We start from the raw sequence: 18,456 nt of genomic DNA on the forward strand, positions 1-18,456 counted from the left end.
CCTAGTGGGTGGGCTCCAGCGCTTAGGTTCTACGCCTCGATCTCCGGCATCAACGTCTTCAGCGTCCACGTCTTCTTCTTGTTCACGGCCGCCCAGGCAAACAGCAAACCGAGCACCGTGTAGCCCAGCAGACCCAACACAATGGGTATCAACGGCGCCAAATCCGCGCCATAAATCAGGTGCCGCATGCCCTCCACCACATGCCCCATGGGCAGGATCTGATGCATGATGTGCAGCGGTTCGGGCGTGGTCTGCCACGGGAAAGTGCCGCCGGAGGAAACCAGCTGGAGCACCAGTAAGATCAGCACCACAAACTTCCCCGGCGTGCCCAGAAGCGCCACAATTCCCTGAATCAGGGCGGTAAACGCCAGCGACGCCAGCAACAACAGACCCAGGGTCAGCCACGGGTGGCTCGGCTCCAGCCCCAACCCAAACTTCACTACCGCGTACAGCAGCAGGGCCTGCCCCGTGGCGACTGCGGCAAATGGCAGCCAGCCGCCCACGGCAATCTTCCAGGACGGGGCGTTGGAGGCCAGGGCGCGCACAGTCAAAGGCCGCATGACCTGGACCAGCATAAACGCACCAATCCACAGGGCCAGGACCAGGAAGAACGGCGCCAGGCCGGATCCGTAGTTCGCGGCCTTGGCCTGCGAGATGGAATCCACGCGGATGGGATCGGCAATGACGCCGGCTGCGTTGAGCTTGTCCTTGTCGTTGGGATCCGGCACCGAACCTGCGCCGCTGAGCAACTGTTTGGACAATTCGGCAGCGCCAGTGGAAAGCTTGCCGGACCCGTCTTTCAAATCGCCCGCACCGGTGTTGAGCTTGGTGGCGCCGGCCGCCAACTGGTTTGCTCCGTCCAAGGCTGATTCTTGCCCGTCTGCCAAAGTGGCCGCACCTGCGGAAAGCTCCCCGGCCCCGGCATGGGCCTGGGCAATCGCAGCGGTGAGTGTCGGCGTGGCGCCGGCCAGCTTGGCAGCACCTTCTGCCACGGCGGTGGAGCCGTCGGCCAGTTTTTGGATGTCGGCTGCGTCCGTGGCCAGCTGATTCTTTAAATCGGTGACGGTGGGACTCGTCGCTGCGCCGGCCAGCGAGGAGCGGATCGCCGCCGCCTGTGCTTGTGTGAGAACTCCGTCGCTGAGTAGTTGTGTCAGCTTGTCGTTGATAGCCGCCGTGGCAGCGGCATCCACCTTCCCTGCCGTCCCAATGGCGCCCTGGACTTTATCATTCAACGCAGCGTTGCCGGCCGCCACCGCGGCGGCACCGGCGGAGAGTTTCTTGGTGTCATCGGGCAGTGTTGCGGTTTGGGATTCCAGCTGGCCTAAGCCCTTGTCCAGGGCTGCGGCACCAGCCTGAAGCTGCTTGGCACCGGTCACTAGCTTCGTTTGGCCCGCCACCAGGTCATTGGTGCCGTTGCGAAGGTCCCCCGTGCCGATTTTCAGCGTCCCCACTCCCGTGTCCAAGGTGGCGGCACCCTCGGCGAGCTGTTGGGCGCCGTCGGCCGCTTTCACCAGCTGGGCATGGATGGTCCCGTAGCCGCTCAACAAAGAGTTGGCCGTCTGCAGTCCCACCTGCTGCGCCACCGACGCGTGGACCTGGGTGGTTACCTTGTCCACAATGGAGGTCAACAGATAGTTGTTGGCGTCGTTGGTGGTCACGCTCATCATGGCCTGTGTGGCCGAGTCAAAATTCTCCGGCGACGCCAGATTGGCAGAAAAATCCTTCGGAATCACCAGGGCAAAGGCAAACTCGCCGTTCTTCACGCCCTCATTGGCCTCGGCAGGAGTGTCCACCAGCCGCCAGTCGAACTCGTGGCCCTCCACCAAATTTTCCGCCACATCCTCGCCAACGCGCAGTTCCTTGCCGTCCTTGGTGACAACACCTTCATCCTGGACCACCACGGCGGCCTTGAGCTGATCCAAATTGCCGTAGGGATCCCAGTTGGCGTACAGGTACACGGCACCATAGAGCAGCGGGACCATCACCATGGCCACAATCGTGAGCTTGGGCAGCAGGCCGCCCGTCATGCGCTTGAGTTCGGACAAGGCCAATCGGAAGACTGTCACTGGATTTCCTCCGTGGTGTGCTTTGCTGTTTCACTGGCGGGTGTTTCGACGGCGGGTGAGTCCGCAGCGGGCTCGTCCGGTTCCGGCTCCGGTTCCGCAGCTACGGCGGCAGGGGGCTCCACGCCGTCGGACACGGCATGCGCATGGGCGTTGCCGGCAACTGCGGCGCAACCGACCCAATCATCGGGCAGCCTGCCCACCACGCCAACCACCATCAAGGGTCGGAGCGGGGCATCGGCGGGTGCATCGGGGTCCAAGCCCAAGGAGCCGCTGGCCGTCCGCTCCAGGAGGGGCAGCCAGGCGGAGACGTCTGCTGTGTGGCGGTCAGGGGAGTCCACAACCACCACGTCAACATCCTTGTTGGCCAGCGCCAATTCAAGTTGCAGGTGCAGGAGCCGGGCGGGTTCAAGTTCCTCCACCCATTTCTCCAAGATGTCCCTGAAGCCGTGCTTGACCAGCCACTCCGTGGGGCGTGTGCGGTCGCGGAACTTGAAGGGGACCAGCGCCAGGTCCTCCGATGTCAGGGACCGCACGGTGAGATGGTTCTCGGGGGCATTGACGTCGGGGGCGTCCACAATGGCGCTGCGGCGTCGCAGGGACACCATGGATCCGTCGTGTCCCAGGGACACAGTGCCCGTGGAAGGCTTCATGCGGCCCGTCAAGGCCAGGGCAAGGGCTGTGCGCCGCTCCTGGCCGTCGGCTTGAATCAGGAGCACTTGTGCCTTGTGTGCCTCCACGGAGGTCGCGGGAAGCAGCGTGTGCCTGCGCCCATCGATGTGCAACTGGTGAGCAACGAGCATTGGGCGCTCCTTAGGAGATGGGGTCAGCTGCACAAAATTATCAGTGCTGACCAGTCAGTGCAAAATTCACGCGGATTCGTTCACCAGCCACTTTTCCACACGAGCGCGTCCAACCCATGACTGCCCCGCCGCATTCACCTCCAATTCCAAACAGCAGCTGATGCGGGTTGCTGGCCCCGGGAACCGCATCAGCTGCAGTTTCAAAGCTCCCCAGGGCACAAAGAAGGCGGCCTCCCCGCGTTTTGACGCGAGGAGGCCGCCCTGGCCGGCACAAGCCGGAGAAATCAGTCGTTCAGTGCTGCCTTGAACCATCCGGTGATGGTTGACGGGTGGGTGATGGCGGTGCCAACAACCACGGCGAAGGCTCCGGCGTCCATGGCTGCACGGGCCTGGGCGGGGGAGTGGATGCGGCCCTCGGCGATGAGCGGCTTGCCCAGGTCTGCGGCAGCAATCTCGGCCAGCAGTTCCAGATCGGGGCCCTCGGTCTTGGGGCGCTCGCCCGAGTAGCCTGCCAAGGTGGTGCCGATCAGGTCAGCTCCGGCTTCTACGGCAGCAACGGCGTCGTCGAAGGAACCACAGTCCGCCATGACAAGGGCATTGGATTCGGCGTGGATGCCGGCGATGGTCTCGGCAAGGCTCAAACCGTCCGGGCGGGGGCGGCGGGTTCCGTCAATGGCCACAATGTGGGCACCGGCATTGGCACAAGCCAGCGCATGGCGCAGCGTGGGGGTGATGAAGACGCCGTCGTGGCCGTCCTTCCACAAACCAATGACGGGAACTTCCACTGCTGCGCGGGTGAACTGGATGTCCGCAATGCCCTGGACGCGGATGGCGCCCGCTCCGCCAATGACGGCCGACGCCGCAACCTGGGCTGTGGTGCGCGGGTCACGCATGGGTTCGCCCGGGTAAGCCTGTGCGGAAACCACAAGTTGTCCGGCGAGAGAATCGAGGTTGGTAAGTTTCAGCGTCACGGTGACTCCTAGAAAGTAGAACTAATTATTGAGCAAAGACCAAGGACGCCGCGCCAACAATGGCGGCTGTGTTGCCCAGCGAGGCACGCACCACGGGCACGGCGGCCAGCGGTGCCAGCAGCTCGGCGCGCAGAGCTTTCTCCATGGCATTCCACCAGAGATCGCCGGCGTCCGCCAATCCACCGGAGACCACAACAACTGCTGGGTCCAGGATGTTGATCAAACCGCCCACGGCTTGTCCGGCAGCGGCAGCCGCTATGGCAATGACCTGCAGTGCCAGCTCGTCGCCGGCCCGGGCTGAATCAAATACTGCGCGGGTGTCGGTGAGGGCCGCGCTGCCGCCTTCCCGCAAGTACGCTGCGTGGATGGCGGGACCGGAGGAGATGGCTTCAACGTGACCGGAATGGCCGCAGGAGCAGGGCAGTGCCGTGCCGCGATGGACGGCGAAGGGCGACGCGAAGTGCCCCACATGCCCGCCTACAAAGTGCTGGCCCAGCAACGGCTGGCCATTAACCACAAAGCTGCCGCCAACGCCGGTACCAAAGGCAACCATGAGGGCCGTGGAGGCGCCGGCGCCGGCACCGTGCCACGCCTCGCCCAGAGCATGGGCGTGCACGTCATTGACCACGGCGCACGGCAGTCCCAGACGCTGGGTGAGGCCCGCCGTGATGTGGGTTCCGGTCCAGCCCAGGATGGCGTCGGTGGCGGAGATGACAGTGCCCTCGGCGGCGTTGATGACGCCTGCCGAGCCAACGCCCACGGCGTCAACCACCAGGCCCTGCGCACCGGCACGTTCAATGAGTGAGCGCACCATGGCTGCCGTGGCGTCCAGAATGGCTTCACCGCCGTCGCGGTTCAACGTGGGGATCTGATCGGTGAGCAGCACCGAACCGTCCTGCGCCACAACCCCGGCGGCTGTTTTGGTTCCGCCAAGGTCAACGCCAACTACGTACCGCATAGTGAATCCTTCAGAGTAAAAACGTTCAAAGCAAAAAAGATGCGCCCATTCACCAACTGACCCGCAGAAAACGGCGAAAATCATCCATTTCGGAGTGATTTTCGGCGTTTTCTGCGGGTCAGTTGTAAAAGGAGTGTTAGATCAAGCCCGTGCGCTCAAGGATAACCTTGATGGCTGCGGTCTCGTCCTCGTCCAGGGAGAGCATGGGGGCGCTCATGACGTTTGTCTTGATGATGCCCATCAGGACCAGGGCGGTCTTGAACGCGCCCAAGCCTGCAGCATTGCCGGACAAGCGGCCAGGCTTCGGGGTGTAAACGATGTTGAAGACATCGGCGATGCGGTCCTGTTCGGCAGCTACACCGGCCCAGTCGCCTGCAACGGAGAGGTCGTACATGCGGCGGTAAGCAGCCGGGTCAACGTTACCCAGGCCCGGAACTACACCCTGTGCGCCGCCGAGCAGTGCACCGTCAACAACCACTTCGTGGCCGGTGAAGATATCAAAGTTCGGGATGTCCTTGGCGCCGATGAGCAGCTGACGGAAGGAAACATCGTCACCGGAGGAGTCCTTGACACCGGCAATGACGCCTTCGCGGCCCAGCTCCAGGAGCAGGTCGGTGGGCATCTTGAAGTGGGTGCGGACCGGAACGTCGTAGACGAACACGGGCACGTCAACAGCCGAGGCCACGGTGCGGATGTGGCGCCCGGTCTCTTCAGCGTTGCTGATGGCGTAGTACTGGCTGGTTGCCACGATGGCGTCGGCGCCCAGGGAGACCATGCGGCGTGCTTCTTCAACAACACGGTTGGTGGTCTGCTCAACAGCACCAACCAACAGCGGGACCTGTCCGGCGTTAACGCCGGCAATGGTCTTCAGCACGGTGTCGCGCTCGTCGTTGGTCTGGTGGGTCACTTCGCCGGAGGAGCCGTTGACGAACAGGCCAGTGACGCCGCCGTCGAGCAGGTGGCGGGTGAGGTTCTCCAAGGAGGGAACGTCAATGGCGCCATCAGCGGTGCGGGGGGTGCATACGGGAGGGATTACGCCCTGGAAACGAGAAGCGACGGTAGTCACGTGAATTACTCCAAAATTGTGTTGATTAGTAGAAAATTAGGGGCCCGCGCGCCCTAGGAGGGCGCGGGGACTAGATGTGAAGAAGCGACGGCGCAGCGCCGAGGAGCTTCTTCGTGTAGTCGTTGGACGGGTTGTCGAAGATCTGCTCAGCCGAGCCCTGTTCAACAATCTGGCCGTAGTACATGACGCAAATGCGGTCAGAAACGTAGCGGACCGTCTGGATGTCATGGCTGATGAAAACCATGCCCAGGTTCAGTTCCTTCTTCAGGTCAGAGAGCAGGTTCAGCACCTGTGCGCGGACGGAGACATCCAGTGCGGAGGTGGGCTCATCGGCCACAATGATGTCCGGGTCCAGTGCCAGTGCGCGGGCAATAGCTACGCGCTGGCGCTGTCCGCCGGAAACTTGCGACGGCGTGACCTCGGCTGCCGACTGCGGCAAGCCAACCAGCGAGAGCAGTTCGGCGACCTTGGCCAGGCGCGATGCGCCGTTGCCAATGCCGTGAATAGCCAACGGGTCAACCAGGATGTCCTGGATGGTCATGCGCGGGTTCAGTGCCGTGGAAGGGTCCTGGAAGACCACCGAAACAGACCGGCCAAATTCCTTGCGCATGCTTGCGTTGCGCTTGATGGCCGGCTTGCCGTGGAACAGTACCTGACCGGAGGTGGGTTCCTGCAGACCAACCAGCACCGAGGCCAGCGTGGACTTGCCACAGCCGGATTCGCCAACAATGCCCACGGTCTCGCCGCGGCTGATGGAGAAGTCAACGCCATTGACGGCCTTGACGTAGCTGGGCTTGAACAACCCGCCAGAACGTGTCCGGTGGTGGACGTGCAGGTCCTTGAGTTCAATAACCGGGGTGGTAGCGGAAACGGGCGCTGTGTGCTTGCTCATTATGCGTTTTCCTTGTCTGTTCCGGAAACTGCCAGTGCATCCTCGGGCCTGTGGCTCGCCCAGAAGTGGTCAGTTGTCACGCCGTCGCGGGTGATGGGGACAAACGCCAGCTTCTGGCTCGGATCAGCGTCGGGGCGTTGTGAACGGCCGGCAAACCTGTCGCCCAGGGCAAACTCGCGGGGTGAAGGAACAGTTCCCGGAATCTGGTGCAGGCGGACGGCATCGGACTCGATGGAGAGAACGGCGCCCAGCAGGCCACGGGTGTATTCGTGGGTGGGGTGGGTCAACAGCTCGGAAGCTTGTGCGGATTCCACCACCTGGCCGGCGTACATGACGGTGATCTTATGGGCCAGGGAGGCCACCAGGGCAAGGTCATGGCTGACGAAGACCATGGCGAAGCCGAGCTGCTCGCGCAGTTCGTTCAGCAGGTCAACAACCTGCTTCTGAACTGTTACATCCAAAGCCGTGGTGGGCTCATCGGCAACCACAATCTTCGGTGAACGGGACAGCGCCATCGCGATCAGCACGCGCTGGCGCTGGCCGCCGGAAAGCTCGTGCGGGTAGCTCTTGAGCGTGCGCACCGGATCCAGCTTCACAAGTTCCAGCAGTTCAGCAGGCGTCTTGCGGCCGTTGCGGCGGGTCAGCTGCAACATCTGCTCCTTGATCAGCATGGACGGGTTGAGCGAGCTCAACGCATCCTGGTAGACCATGGCGATCTGCTCGCCGCGCAGGCCCTCGTAGGCCTTAGCGGAGCTGTGCTTCGTGGCAGGATCCAGAAGTTCCTTGCCGTCAAAGGTGATGGAACCAGTCACCTCAGCCGTCTTGGGCAGCAGGCCCATGATGGCCAGGGAGGTGATGGACTTGCCGCAACCGGATTCGCCCACCAGACCCATGGTTTCGCCTTCACGGACAGTGAAGGAGACGTTGTCCACAATGGGGGTCTGATCGAAGCGGCCCGGGAAGCGGATGGAGAGGTTCTTGACTTCCAAGATCACCCGGGCATCCGGGCCAACCTGGGGGAGGCGGTCCGCACGGGACTTTTCAACAGCCTGCAGAAGCAGCAGTTCCTTGTTCAGGGCCACGAACGGGTCCTCAATGGCTGCCCGTGCTGCAGCATCAGCCTTGGCGAGTTCCAGAGCGGCAGCTGCCGAACCGTCGTCGTCCTTCACACGAGCGGCCTTCTTCAGCTTCGGGTTCACCATGGCGTCGGTGAGGCCTTCAGCCAGAATGTTCAAGGCAAGTACCGTGAGCAGGATGACCATACCGGCGAAGGTGGTTGCCCACCAGCCGCCGGAAAGAACCAGGTTACGTCCGTACGAGATGACGTTGCCCCAGCTGGGGTTCGGGTCCTGGATGCCTGCACCCAGGAAGGACAAGGATGCTTCCAAGATGATGGCGTCGGCAACCATGACAGTTGCAAACACCAGCACGGGGGCTGCTGTGTTGCGCACAATGTGTTTGAGCAGGATGTAGGCGCGGCCGGCACCAATGACGCGTTCGGCCCGGACATAGTCCTCGCCGTACTGGGCCAGGACGTTGGCGCGCACCACGCGGGCAATCTGCGGGGTGTAGATGATGCCGATGGCCAAGATGATGGTGGGCACCGAGTTGCCGAATGCTGTCAACAGCACGGCGGCAAGGGCAATGCCGGGGAATGCCATCAGTACGTCCATGATGCGCATGATGGTTTCGTTGACGGCTTTGGTGGATGTTGCGGCCAAGGAACCCAGCGTGCCACCAACAATGATGGCCAGGGCAACCGCGCCGAGACCGATCATCAGGGACGCCTGGGCACCGTACATCAGGCGGGAGAGAATGTCGCGGCCAATGCGGTCAGTTCCGAACAGGTGCACTGCGCTGGGTGCCTGCGCCGGATCGCCTGTTTCCAAGGGATCGTGCGGGGCAATCCAGGGTGCCAGAACGGCCACAACGGCAATGAAGATCAGGAAGAGAAGGGCCAACTTGGAGCCCAGTGTCAGGGCCTTGAAGCGCAGGCCCGGCGCGCTTAGCCGTTCGGCAAGTTTGCTACGCATGACTTAGACCGTCCTGATTCGGGGATTGATGAGCAGGTAAAGAAGGTCCACCAGAATGTTCACGAGTACGAACGTGACGGCAATGACGAGCACAACGCCCTGCACCAGGTTGGTGTCAACGCTGGTGATGCCGTTGAGGATCTGCTGACCCATGCCCGGCAGAGAGAAGATCATTTCAATCACGACGGCGCCGCCGAGCAGGTAGCCGATGCGAAGACCCAGCACTGTCACCGGGGTGACAAGGGCGTTGCGCAAGACGTTCTTGGAAACAACAGTGGTGTAGGGGACGCCGTTGCCGATGGCAGTGCGGACGTAGTCCCTGTCCAGTTCCTCAACCATGGAGGTGCGGACCACACGGATCAGGGAGGCAGAAACGGGGATTGCCAGGGCCAGTGCCGGCAGTGTCATGGAGCTGAGCCAGCCCATGAAGCCATCGTCCGGGTCGGCAAGGCCGCCTGAGGGGAACCAGGAGTTGTCGCCCAGTGCGAACCACTGGATGAGCAAGATGCCCAACCAGAAGGACGGGGTGGCGATGGCTGCGACTGAGAAGACGCGGATGGCCTGGTCAACCCAGGTGTCGCGGTACAGGGCCGCAAGGACACCGAAGACGAGGGAGATCACGACTGCTATCACAACGCCAAGGAATGTCAGCTGGAGCGTGACGGGGAAGGCGCTGGCGATGACTTCGGTGATGGGCTTTGCGGGGGGCAAAGTGGTGCCGAAGTCGCCCGTGATGAGCTTGCCCAGGTAGGTGAAGTATTGAATGAAGAGGGGATCGTTGAATCCGTTGACTTCGCGGTATTGATCGAGAGCCTCTTGTGAGGCTCCTTCACCAAGCGCGGCAACGGCACGGTCACCGGGAGCGAACTGCAGTACTACGAAGACGAGCAGGGTGACACCCAGGATCATCAACGGTAGTGCTGCGAGCCGGCGTCCCAGCAGTCGCAAAAAGTTTGCCAATGTACTAACTCCGGTTCTATTTGCAACACCTCAGGGGGGACTGTGTGCTGCGTCATAGGATAAATGGTCTCAGACGGGAGGGGCCGTGGCCAGGAACGGCCACAGCCCCTCCGGTCTGTGAAAAGCGGACGAACCTAGGAGGTCCGGCCAACTCCGATGAATGCAACGCCCGTGGTGGGCAGCGGTGCGAAGCCGCTGAGCTTCTTGCTGTCCCAAGCTGTGGGCAGCTTGCGGTGGAAGATCGGGTACAACGGTGCTTCTTCAGCGATGATGTTGATGATCTCGCTGTAGAGCTTCTTGGCGTCAGCCTCGGAAGCGGCCAGAGCAGCGTTGAGCTTGGTCTGAACTTCCTTGTATTCTGCAGAGTCGTTCCAGGCGAAGCGGTTCTTGGCCCAGGTGTCTCCGCGGAAGAACCAGCTCAGCAGGATGTCAGCGTCGTTACCGAACACCGAGGGATCGCCGGGGGCGGCAACGACGTCGTACTTCAGGCCGCCAACCTTGTCCGGACCGTAGACTGCTGAAGACTGCAGGGGCTCAAGGGTGGTTTCAACACCAATGGCATCCCAGTTCTTCTTGATCAACGGCACAACATCCTTGACCCACGCGGTATCCGTGCTGGTCAAGGTCAGCTTCAAGCCGCTGACGCCTGCGCCGGACAGCAAGGACTTGGCCTTGTCGGCGTCGTAGGTGTAAACGGTGGAAGCCTTCTGGTAATTCGGGCTGCCTTCCTGGAAGTAGGAAGAAGCGGCCGTCGCGTTGCCCAGCAGGGCAGTCTTGATGATGCTTTCCTTGTCCAGGGCGTAGTGCAGTGCCTGGCGAACTTCCTTCTTGTCGAAGGGAGCCTTGCTCAAGTTGAACATGAGGAACATGAGGCCGAAGGACTGCACGGCTTCAACATCAACCTTGGACTTGAGCGCGTCAACGTCCAAGTAGGGGACATCTTCGATTGCCTGGACGCGGCCGGACTGCATGGCAGTAACGCGGGCTGAAGCGTCGGAGAGCAGGAACCAGGTCATGTCCTTGGCCAGTGCCGGCATCGGGCCGTTGTACTCGTCGTTGCGAGCGAAGACGATCTTGTCGTCCTTGGCTGCGGAAACGAACTTGTACGGGCCGGTACCGATCGGCTTGGCGTCGAAGGCCTTCTGGTCAGCCGAGGCGGTTGCCTTGGGGACAACCTTGACCACCGAGATGCGCGGGCCAAAGCCGGCGAACGGGGTGTTCAGCTTGAATTCGACAGTCTTCTCGTCAACCTTGGTGGCGGATTCAATGAAGAAGATGAACTGTGCGAACAGTGCCTTGTTGGCCGGGTCCTTGACACGCTCGAACGAGTAGACAACGTCGTCGGTGGTGACCGGGGTGCCGTCGTGGAACTTGGCGCCATCGCGGATGGTGACCTGGTAAGTGGTGTCGTCAACCTTCTTGGGGTCGGCTGCAGCCAAGGCGTTGTAGGGCTTGCGCGTTGCCGGGTGAAGTTCCACCAAGCCTTCGAAGATGTGCAGGTTGGCGGCCAGCGGGGTGGCGCCTGAGGAGCTCATCGGGTCGAAGCCGGTGGACAGTGAGTAGGAGATGCCAGCTTCGATGCTGAGATCCTTGTTCACGGCAGCCGTTGTGGCGCTGTCTTTGGGAGCGTCATTGGATCCGCAAGCTGCAAGGGTTGCGGTGAAAGCGGTTGCTGCACCAAGGACACCAGCGGCCTTGAGGAAGGTACGCCGCGATGCGGGTGTCGCAGGCAGGTTCTGAAGAGTATTGCTCATTCTGTTGACTCACCATTTCGTCTGTTTTATATCGGATGTAGGACGTCCGATGCTTATGATGAAACTGTAATAGCCATCACAGGGATTGGTCAAGTGAGTCCACGGTCTCATTTTGGTCTCGGTTGCCCGCAGCGGGCCATGGCGCGCAAAATAACATTGCTATGGTGTAGGCAAGTTGTCGGACATCCGATATTCTATGGTTTGGATCACGTTGGCGCTCAGTTGGCGCCAACGGCACGTGAGTCGCAGAGCTCCTCGCTTGGGGATACCGGGCAGTTTGTCCCGTCATCACTACTAAAGTGAGTAAAGCGTTGTACATGCGACGAATATTTCGGAGGAGTTTTGTTGTCCATTTCGACGGTAGCACCCAAGGCCCGCTTCAGCGCGCAGGTGCGGCTTCGCGCCTTGCAGGCAGACATCATGGAACTCATCTTGGACAGAGACCTTGACGCCGGCGATCCACTGCCCACCGAGAGTGAACTCTCTGAAGTTCTCGGTGTTGGCCGCAATACACTGCGTGAATCGTTGAAGGTATTGCAGGCCCTGGGCGTCATAGAAATCCGCCACGGTTTTGGCATGTTTGTGGCACCTAGCAACTTTGACGCACTTGCTGACGGGCTGACCTTCCGCGGCCGCCTGTCGCTGCGTCATGAGGGTCTTGAAGCGTTGCAGCTTGTTGACATCCGCCAGGCATTGGAGGCTGGCCTCATCAGCGCCTGCATAGCGGTAGTCACGGACGAGCACTTGGTCCGCATTGAGGCTGCTGTGGTGAGAATGGAGGAGCTTGCAGAACGCTCCGAATCCTTCCCCGAAGCCGATGCTGAATTCCACCGGTTGCTTTTTGAGCCCTTGAACAACGACCTTCTGATGAACTTGATGAGCGTTTTTTGGAAGGTTTACCGCAAGATCCACGTGGAGATCGGCACCGGCGGCACCGACCTGGTTCATACGGCATCCCAGCACAGGGACATCTACAACGCGGTCGCTGCCAAGGATGCCAAGACCGCAGCCAAGCTCCTGCGCACCCACTTTGACGGCATCCGGGCCAAGATCCACCTCTTCGTCGACGCCGAATAATTCTCCCCTCAAACTAGCCCGCAGAAAACGGCGAAAATATGCGTTTTTGACGCGATTTTCGGCGTTTTCTGCGGGCTAGTTTGGTTTGCGGGCTTGACGATCTGAGTGGCGCCAACCCGGGGGCCCGCATAAGCCGGGGCGACTTTGGGCATGCGCGCTACTGGTACCAGGCCTGGCGCCAGTGTCACAGCTGCGCCGCACTGGCTCCCGGCGCGACGCATAGCCAAAGTCGTCGTGCCCAGAATAGGGTCTATGCGCCACACTCGTTTCCACGGCTGCGCATAAGCCACAGCAGAATTTTCAGGTGCCACTGGCGCGGCCAGGTCGCCCACCAGCTGACTCAACTGACCCGCAGAAAACGGCGAAAATATGCGTTTTTGACGCGATTTTCGGCGTTTTCTGCGGGCTAGTTTGGTTTGCGGGCTTGACGATCTGAGTGGCGCCAACCCGGGGGCCCGCATCTCGGCGATACTGTGACTATGAGTGTGCGTAAAGTTTTAGTGTCCGGATATGAGGTTGTCACCACAGACACCGACTACCAGTCTGGGCGGACTTTTCTGCTGGTCCACGGGATTGGCATGGGGATCTCCTATTTTGCCCAGCTGAGTGCTTCCTTGGAATCCCATGGACGTGTGGTGGCCATTGACTTGCCTGGCTTTGGCGACGCTCCCGAACCAGCCCGCGCGCTCACAATGGCCGCCATGGGCAAGGTTCTCATTGATTTTGTTGAGTTGGAGGAGCTGGGTCACCCGGTCCTTGTGGGCCATTCCATGGGCACGCAGGTGGTGGCGGAAGCCGCCGCGCAAAGACCAGACCTTTTCCCTGAAGTGGTGTTGGTGGCACCAACAGTGAACAGGCATGAGCGCACAGTTCGCAGGCAGGCCTGGCGCATGGCGCAGGACCTTTTCGGCGAAAGCCCCCAAGTCTTGGGCATAGGCATGCGCAACTATGCCAAAACAGGTCCGCGCTGGTTCATCAAGAAGCTACGCAGCATGATGGATCACGCCATTGAGGACACCTTGGTGAAAATCCAGGCTCACACGCTGGTTATCCGGGGCAAACGAGATCCCGTATGTCCCCTCGTGTGGGTTGAGGAAGTCACTGCGTTGATCCCCAATGCCACCATGGTGGAAGTGGACAACCGCGGGCACGAAACCATGGTCAAGGACGGTGCCTGCGTGGCCGGCTACATTCTGGACCACATCTCGCACGTGGACCACGCATGAAGCTGCTGCTGCGAGGGTGGTGGTGGATGGTGGACTACCTGTATGCCGGATGGTGGCAACTACGCTCAATCTTTCGACGCCGCTGCCCTGACAGCTATGCCGTGGGAGAGCCGTCGCTGCCGGCCATCGTGCTGCTACCTGGCGTCTACGAGACCTGGATCTTCTTGGAACCTGCCGCGCAACGGCTCAATGCCTTGGGTTACCGGGTGTTCTCCGTCCCCGGGTTGGGGATCAATGGACGGGCCATTCCGGAGTCCGCTGAAATCCTCGCCAGAACGCTGGCTGATCTGGCGTCCGTGCAAGGCGTTTCGCGCTGCATCCTGCTGGCGCACAGCAAGGGCGGGTTGATTGGCAAGCATGCCATGCTGGACGCGGCGTTGACCCACCCGGACGACGCCGGACCAACCGTTGCCGCGCTGGCTCGCCCGATGGAAATCTTGGGGATGGTAGCCATAGGCACGCCGTTCTCCGGATCCTTGTATGCCCGGTACATGATTTCGCGGACGCTTCGTCATTTTTCACCAGACGACACGGTTCTGCTTTCTCTGCAGGCAGCGACGGACGTCAACGCCCACGTGGTGTCCATCTATTCCGAATTTGATCCGCACATTCCCGGCGGCAGCGCACTGCCAGGGGCCGTCAACGTGGAAGTGCCCGTTTCCGGGCACTTCCGCACGCTGTCGGACAAAACGGTTCTCACCGCCGTCGAACAGGCAGTGGTGAAGCTGGGCAAACAGCCCTGACAACTGGCCCGCAGTAGTCCACACCCGTTCCCCAACTTCGTCCCTCTCTGATGGTTATTGGCAGGTCTGATATCCGCTGGCAGGATTGATGCAGGACTGCCGTGGCTTATGCGCAGCCGTGGAAACGTGTGTGGCGCATGTACCCATTCTGGGCACGCCTGCTTTGGCTATGCGTCGAGCCAGGAGCCAGTGCGGCGCAGCTGTGACACTGGCGCCATGCCCGGTATCAGTAGCGCGCATGCCCAAAGCAGAAACCACACAGCTGGTCACCAGCAGACGCTTGAAGAGCCGTGGGCAGCTCGGATACGAGGTCAGCCGCAGCCAAACTGCCCAACCCAACCTATTTACGCATCAGTTGTCCAAGGGGCTCAGTCCTCGGCAATAGTTAACAAAAAAGCGGCCCACCGAAGTGGACCGCTTCTTTCTAAAGTGCGCGCGAAGGGACTCGAACCCCCAACCTCCTGATCCGTAGTCAGGTGCTCTATCCGTTGAGCTACGCACGCATATTTTGTTTCTTTGTTTCTTTGTTTTGTTTCCGACCCTCGGGCCGTGAATAACTATAGCCCAACTTTTCTCTGGTGTACAAATCGAGAAGGCGTAAATCGGCGGTGTCCTCCACCACTAGACCGGTCTACGTGATCTGGATCACAAATGTTGGCCGTAACAAAAATGATAACCCGCGAAAACTAGAGGTTTTGCCCACCAAAGAGGTCCATACATCCCATGTCCCATACCTAAAATCCCCGGATCCCGCCCCCTAGCCTTTAGATACCACCTACCCATTCGATGAAGGGAAAGCCAATGGGCCACGCGCCAGTGCAGGAAATCGTTGAGCAAGCAATGACCACCCATAAGGGCCTCGCCGCCTGGGTTGGCGAAGTAGCAGCTCTCACCCTGCCGGATCACATTCGTTGGGTGGACGGGTCCGTGGAGGAACAAGCCCTGCTCACTGACCACCTGGTGGCAGAGGGAACTCTCACCCGACTGAACCCCGAGCTCTTCCCTAATTCCTTCGCAGCCTTCTCGGACCCCAAGGATGTGGCTCGAGTTGAAGGAAGAACGTTCATTTGTTCAGAAAATGAGCGCGACGCCGGATTCACCAATAATTGGATGGCCCCGGCAGCTATGAAGGACATCCTGAACGAGAAATTTGCCGGCAGCATGCGCGGACGCACCATGTTCGTCATTCCGTTTGTGATGGGCCCGCTCGACGCCGAGGATCCCAAGTTTGGTGTGGAGATCACCGATTCCGCCTACGTCGTGGCATCCATGCGCATCATGGCCAACATTGGTACTGACGTTTTGCGCAAGATGGAGGACACCAACGCATTCTTTGTCCCCGCCTTGCATTCGGTGGGTGCCCCGCTGGCTCCCGGCGAAGCGGATGTTGCGTGGCCGTGCAACGAGGAAAAGTGGATTGTGCACTTCCCCGAGGAGCGCTCCATCTTCTCCTTCGGCTCCGGCTACGGCGGCAACGCACTGTTGGGCAAGAAATGCTTTGCGTTGCGCATCGCATCGGTCATGGCCCGCGATGAAGGCTGGCTGGCCGAGCACATGCTCATCCTCAAGCTCACCAGCCCGGCGGACAAGACTTACCACGTGGCGGCTGCATTCCCCTCAGCCTGCGGCAAGACCAACCTGGCCCTGCTGGAACCCACCCTCCCGGGTTGGAAGGCAGAGACACTAGGTGATGACATCAATTGGATGCGCTTTGGCAAGGAAGGTGAACTTCGTGCCGTGAATCCCGAGGCCGGCCTCTTTGGTGTGGCGCCGGGAACGGGCTGGCACACCAACCCGAACGCCATGGCGGCCATCTCCAAAGGCAACTCCATTTTCACCAACGTTGCCTTGACCGACGACGGCGGTGTCTGGTGGGAGGGTATGACGAAGGAAGTGCCCGCGCACCTGACCGACTGGCAGGGCAATGACTGGACGCCGGAATCCGACCGTCCGGCAGCACACCCCAACTCACGGTTCTGCACGCCCATCGACCAGGTGGACATGCTTTCCAAGGACTACTTCAACCCGGAAGGCGTTGAGATCAACGCCATCTTGTTCGGTGGCCGCCGCAAGACAACCATTCCCTTGGTCACCCAGGCCCGTGACTGGACCCACGGTATCTTCATGGGCTCAACGCTCTCTTCGGAGACCACGGCCGCGGCAACTGGTGCCGTTGGCGTGGTGCGCCGGGATCCCATGGCCATGCTGCCTTTCATCGGCTACGACGCCGGTGACTACCTCAAGCACTGGATTGACCTCTCCGCCAAGGCTGATCAGGCGCGCCTGCCGAAGATCTTCCTGGTGAACTGGTTCCGCCGCACGGCCGATGGCGGCTTTGCGTGGCCCGGATTCGGTGAGAACACCCGTGTGCTCAAGTGGGTAGTTGACCGTATTGAGGGTACCGCTGAGGCAGTGGAGACACCCATTGGCTTTGTCCCGGCCGTTGGTTCACTGGATCTGACGGGTTTGGATGTCAGCCCCGCTGACCTGGCGGACGCGCTCAGGGTGGAGCCCAGTGAATGGGAATCAGAGCTTGCAGGCATCCAGGAGTGGTACGCCCGCTTCGGTGATTCGCTGCCGGAACAGTTGGCGGAAGAGCTCAAGGACTTGAAGGCCCGCTTCGGCGCCTAGGAGCAAAGCACAACTGACCCGCAGAAAACGGCGAAAATATGCGTTTTTGACGCTATTTTCGCCGTTTTCTGCGGGTCAGTTGTTTAATTTAGGCGCCGGCCAACCAGAGATCGGGGCCGAAGACCTCGTAGTGGATTTTGGTTGACGGGATTCCCGCCTCGATCGCCTGGTTCCGGATCGCCTTCATGAACGGCAGCGGCCCGCAGACGTACATGGAGGCATTGGCGGGCAGGTCCAGGCCTTCCAGAGACATGAAGCCCTTGTGGAAACCGGCGGCAGGCTCTTCCAGCCACAGCTGCAACTGTGCCCCGTCAATGGCCGCAACATCGGCCGTCATCTGATCACGCAACGCCCAGGCGTCAAGGTTCTTCTCGGCGTGCAGCACCAAAACTTCGCGGTCCGCTCCCGCAGCCGCCAAGGACCGCAGCGCCGACGCCGAGGGGGTGCAGCCAATCCCTGCCGTGGCAAACACCACCGGACCTGTGCCGTCGAGCGTCACATCGCCGTAAGGATTGGAAAGTTCGACGACGTCGCCCACCTTTACATGGCCGTGCAGCACGGGTGAGACCTCGCCGCCGTCGTCCCGCTTGGTGGTGAACACGCGCCGGGTGGTGGACTCAACATCGGCGCTGAGTGAGTACTGGCGGCACTGGAGCAGCCCGTCCGGGAGGGCAAGCCTGACCGAGACAAACTGTCCGGGGCGGGCAACCGTGACGGCGGTGGCATCGGCCGGTTCCAGCACAAAGGTGATGGCGTCGGTGCCCGCGGGGTTCTTTTCAACAACCCTCCACGGCATCCACACTTTGTCATTGGCCTGAATGGCGTAGAGGCCCTTCTCCAGCTTGATCAAGGCGTTGGCCATGAGCCAGTACACCTCGGTCCAGGCTTCGGCGATCTCGGCCGTGATGACATCCGCCAGCTCCTCAGCGATGGCCTCAAAGAGGTACTTGTAGACGATGCTGTACTGGTCTTCGGTGATGCCCAGAGAGGTGTGCTTGTGCGCGATCCGGCTGAGCATCTGCTCCGGGATGAGGTCAGGGTTGGCAATCAGGGCCGTGGCGAATCCTGCGATGGATCCGGCCAGGGCCTTCTGCTGCTCGCCATTGTTTTGGTTGGCGCGGCTGAACAGGCCGTTCAGCAGCTCGGGGTGGGCGGTCAGCATGCGGGTGTAAAAATTCGGTGTGATGGCGCCCAGGCGGGAACCTACCAGTGGCAGTGTTGCGGCAATGAGTGGGCGGGACTTTTCCGAAAGCATGCTTACTCCTTGGGTGTGATTCAT

The 18,456-nt window shown here is 60.9% G+C and carries 14 protein-coding genes and 1 tRNA gene; 4 read left to right on the forward strand and 11 right to left on the reverse strand.

What is annotated here, in order from left to right:
* Positions 1-29: 29 nt before the first annotated feature.
* The 9 genes from CVS28_RS01710 to CVS28_RS01750 all read right to left on the reverse strand — a co-directional run bounded on the left by CVS28_RS01710 (position 30) and on the right by CVS28_RS01750 (position 11,500).
* Positions 30-2,066, reverse strand: a complete 2,037-nt coding sequence (locus CVS28_RS01710; RefSeq protein WP_103480420.1) for a YhgE/Pip family protein — start codon at positions 2,064-2,066, stop codon at positions 30-32.
* Positions 2,063-2,866, reverse strand: a complete 804-nt coding sequence (locus tag CVS28_RS01715; RefSeq protein WP_103480421.1) for an ABC transporter ATP-binding protein — start codon at positions 2,864-2,866, stop codon at positions 2,063-2,065. Before CVS28_RS01715 ends, CVS28_RS01710 begins: the two co-directional genes overlap by 4 nt.
* 284 nt (positions 2,867-3,150) lie before the next feature.
* A complete protein-coding gene (locus CVS28_RS01720; RefSeq protein ID WP_103464041.1) occupies positions 3,151-3,837 on the reverse strand; it encodes an N-acetylmannosamine-6-phosphate 2-epimerase in 687 nt (228 codons plus the stop codon).
* A gap of 25 nt (positions 3,838-3,862) precedes the next feature.
* Positions 3,863-4,795: an ROK family protein gene (locus tag CVS28_RS01725; RefSeq protein WP_103464042.1), complete on the reverse strand. Its 933-nt coding sequence runs from the start codon at positions 4,793-4,795 to the stop codon at positions 3,863-3,865.
* Positions 4,796-4,931: 136 nt separating this feature from the next.
* Positions 4,932-5,861 (reverse strand): dihydrodipicolinate synthase family protein, encoded by a 930-nt coding sequence (locus CVS28_RS01730; protein ID WP_103464043.1) that lies wholly within the window; start codon positions 5,859-5,861, stop codon positions 4,932-4,934.
* A 70-nt stretch (positions 5,862-5,931) separates the two neighbouring features.
* Complete coding sequence (locus CVS28_RS01735; RefSeq protein ID WP_103464044.1) at positions 5,932-6,753, reverse strand: ATP-binding cassette domain-containing protein; 822 nt, start codon at positions 6,751-6,753, stop codon at positions 5,932-5,934.
* Entirely contained in the window at positions 6,753-8,786 is a 2,034-nt protein-coding gene (locus tag CVS28_RS01740; RefSeq protein ID WP_103480422.1) for a dipeptide/oligopeptide/nickel ABC transporter permease/ATP-binding protein, read from the reverse strand. Before CVS28_RS01740 ends, CVS28_RS01735 begins: the two co-directional genes overlap by 1 nt.
* A 3-nt stretch (positions 8,787-8,789) precedes the next feature.
* On the reverse strand, positions 8,790-9,746 hold the full coding sequence (locus CVS28_RS01745; RefSeq protein ID WP_165788026.1) for an ABC transporter permease: 957 nt from the start codon (positions 9,744-9,746) through the stop codon (positions 8,790-8,792).
* 134 nt (positions 9,747-9,880) lie between these two features.
* The gene (locus CVS28_RS01750; RefSeq protein ID WP_103480423.1) at positions 9,881-11,500 is read right to left on the reverse strand and encodes an ABC transporter substrate-binding protein; all 1,620 of its coding nucleotides are present in this window, start codon (positions 11,498-11,500) and stop codon (positions 9,881-9,883) included.
* Between the two features lie 345 nt (positions 11,501-11,845).
* Between CVS28_RS01750 and CVS28_RS01755 the strand changes: the two genes are divergently transcribed.
* From CVS28_RS01755 to CVS28_RS01765, 3 genes are all read left to right on the forward strand, one after another.
* The gene (locus CVS28_RS01755; protein ID WP_103464047.1) at positions 11,846-12,577 is read left to right on the forward strand and encodes a FadR/GntR family transcriptional regulator; all 732 of its coding nucleotides are present in this window, start codon (positions 11,846-11,848) and stop codon (positions 12,575-12,577) included.
* A 479-nt stretch (positions 12,578-13,056) separates the two neighbouring features.
* The gene (locus CVS28_RS01760; protein WP_103480424.1) at positions 13,057-13,803 is read left to right on the forward strand and encodes an alpha/beta fold hydrolase; all 747 of its coding nucleotides are present in this window, start codon (positions 13,057-13,059) and stop codon (positions 13,801-13,803) included.
* Positions 13,800-14,546 carry an alpha/beta hydrolase gene (locus CVS28_RS01765; RefSeq protein WP_103480425.1) on the forward strand — a complete coding sequence of 249 codons (747 nt, stop codon included), beginning with the start codon at positions 13,800-13,802 and terminating at the stop codon, positions 14,544-14,546. Before CVS28_RS01760 ends, CVS28_RS01765 begins: the two co-directional genes overlap by 4 nt.
* Positions 14,547-14,976: 430 nt before the next feature.
* Here CVS28_RS01765 and CVS28_RS01770 read toward each other — a convergent pair.
* Positions 14,977-15,049, reverse strand: a tRNA-Arg gene (locus CVS28_RS01770).
* Between the two features lie 298 nt (positions 15,050-15,347).
* Here CVS28_RS01770 and CVS28_RS01775 point away from each other — a divergent pair.
* A complete protein-coding gene (locus CVS28_RS01775; RefSeq protein WP_103480426.1) occupies positions 15,348-17,177 on the forward strand; it encodes a phosphoenolpyruvate carboxykinase (GTP) in 1,830 nt (609 codons plus the stop codon).
* A gap of 88 nt (positions 17,178-17,265) precedes the next feature.
* On the opposite strand, the gene CVS28_RS01780 is transcribed toward CVS28_RS01775, so the two are convergent.
* The gene (locus CVS28_RS01780) at positions 17,266-18,432 is read right to left on the reverse strand and encodes a globin domain-containing protein (protein ID WP_103480427.1); all 1,167 of its coding nucleotides are present in this window, start codon (positions 18,430-18,432) and stop codon (positions 17,266-17,268) included.
* Between the last annotated feature and the right edge of the window lie 24 nt (positions 18,433-18,456).

Source organism: Arthrobacter glacialis (assembly GCF_002909415.1).
Classification (GTDB): domain Bacteria; phylum Actinomycetota; class Actinomycetes; order Actinomycetales; family Micrococcaceae; genus Specibacter; species Specibacter glacialis.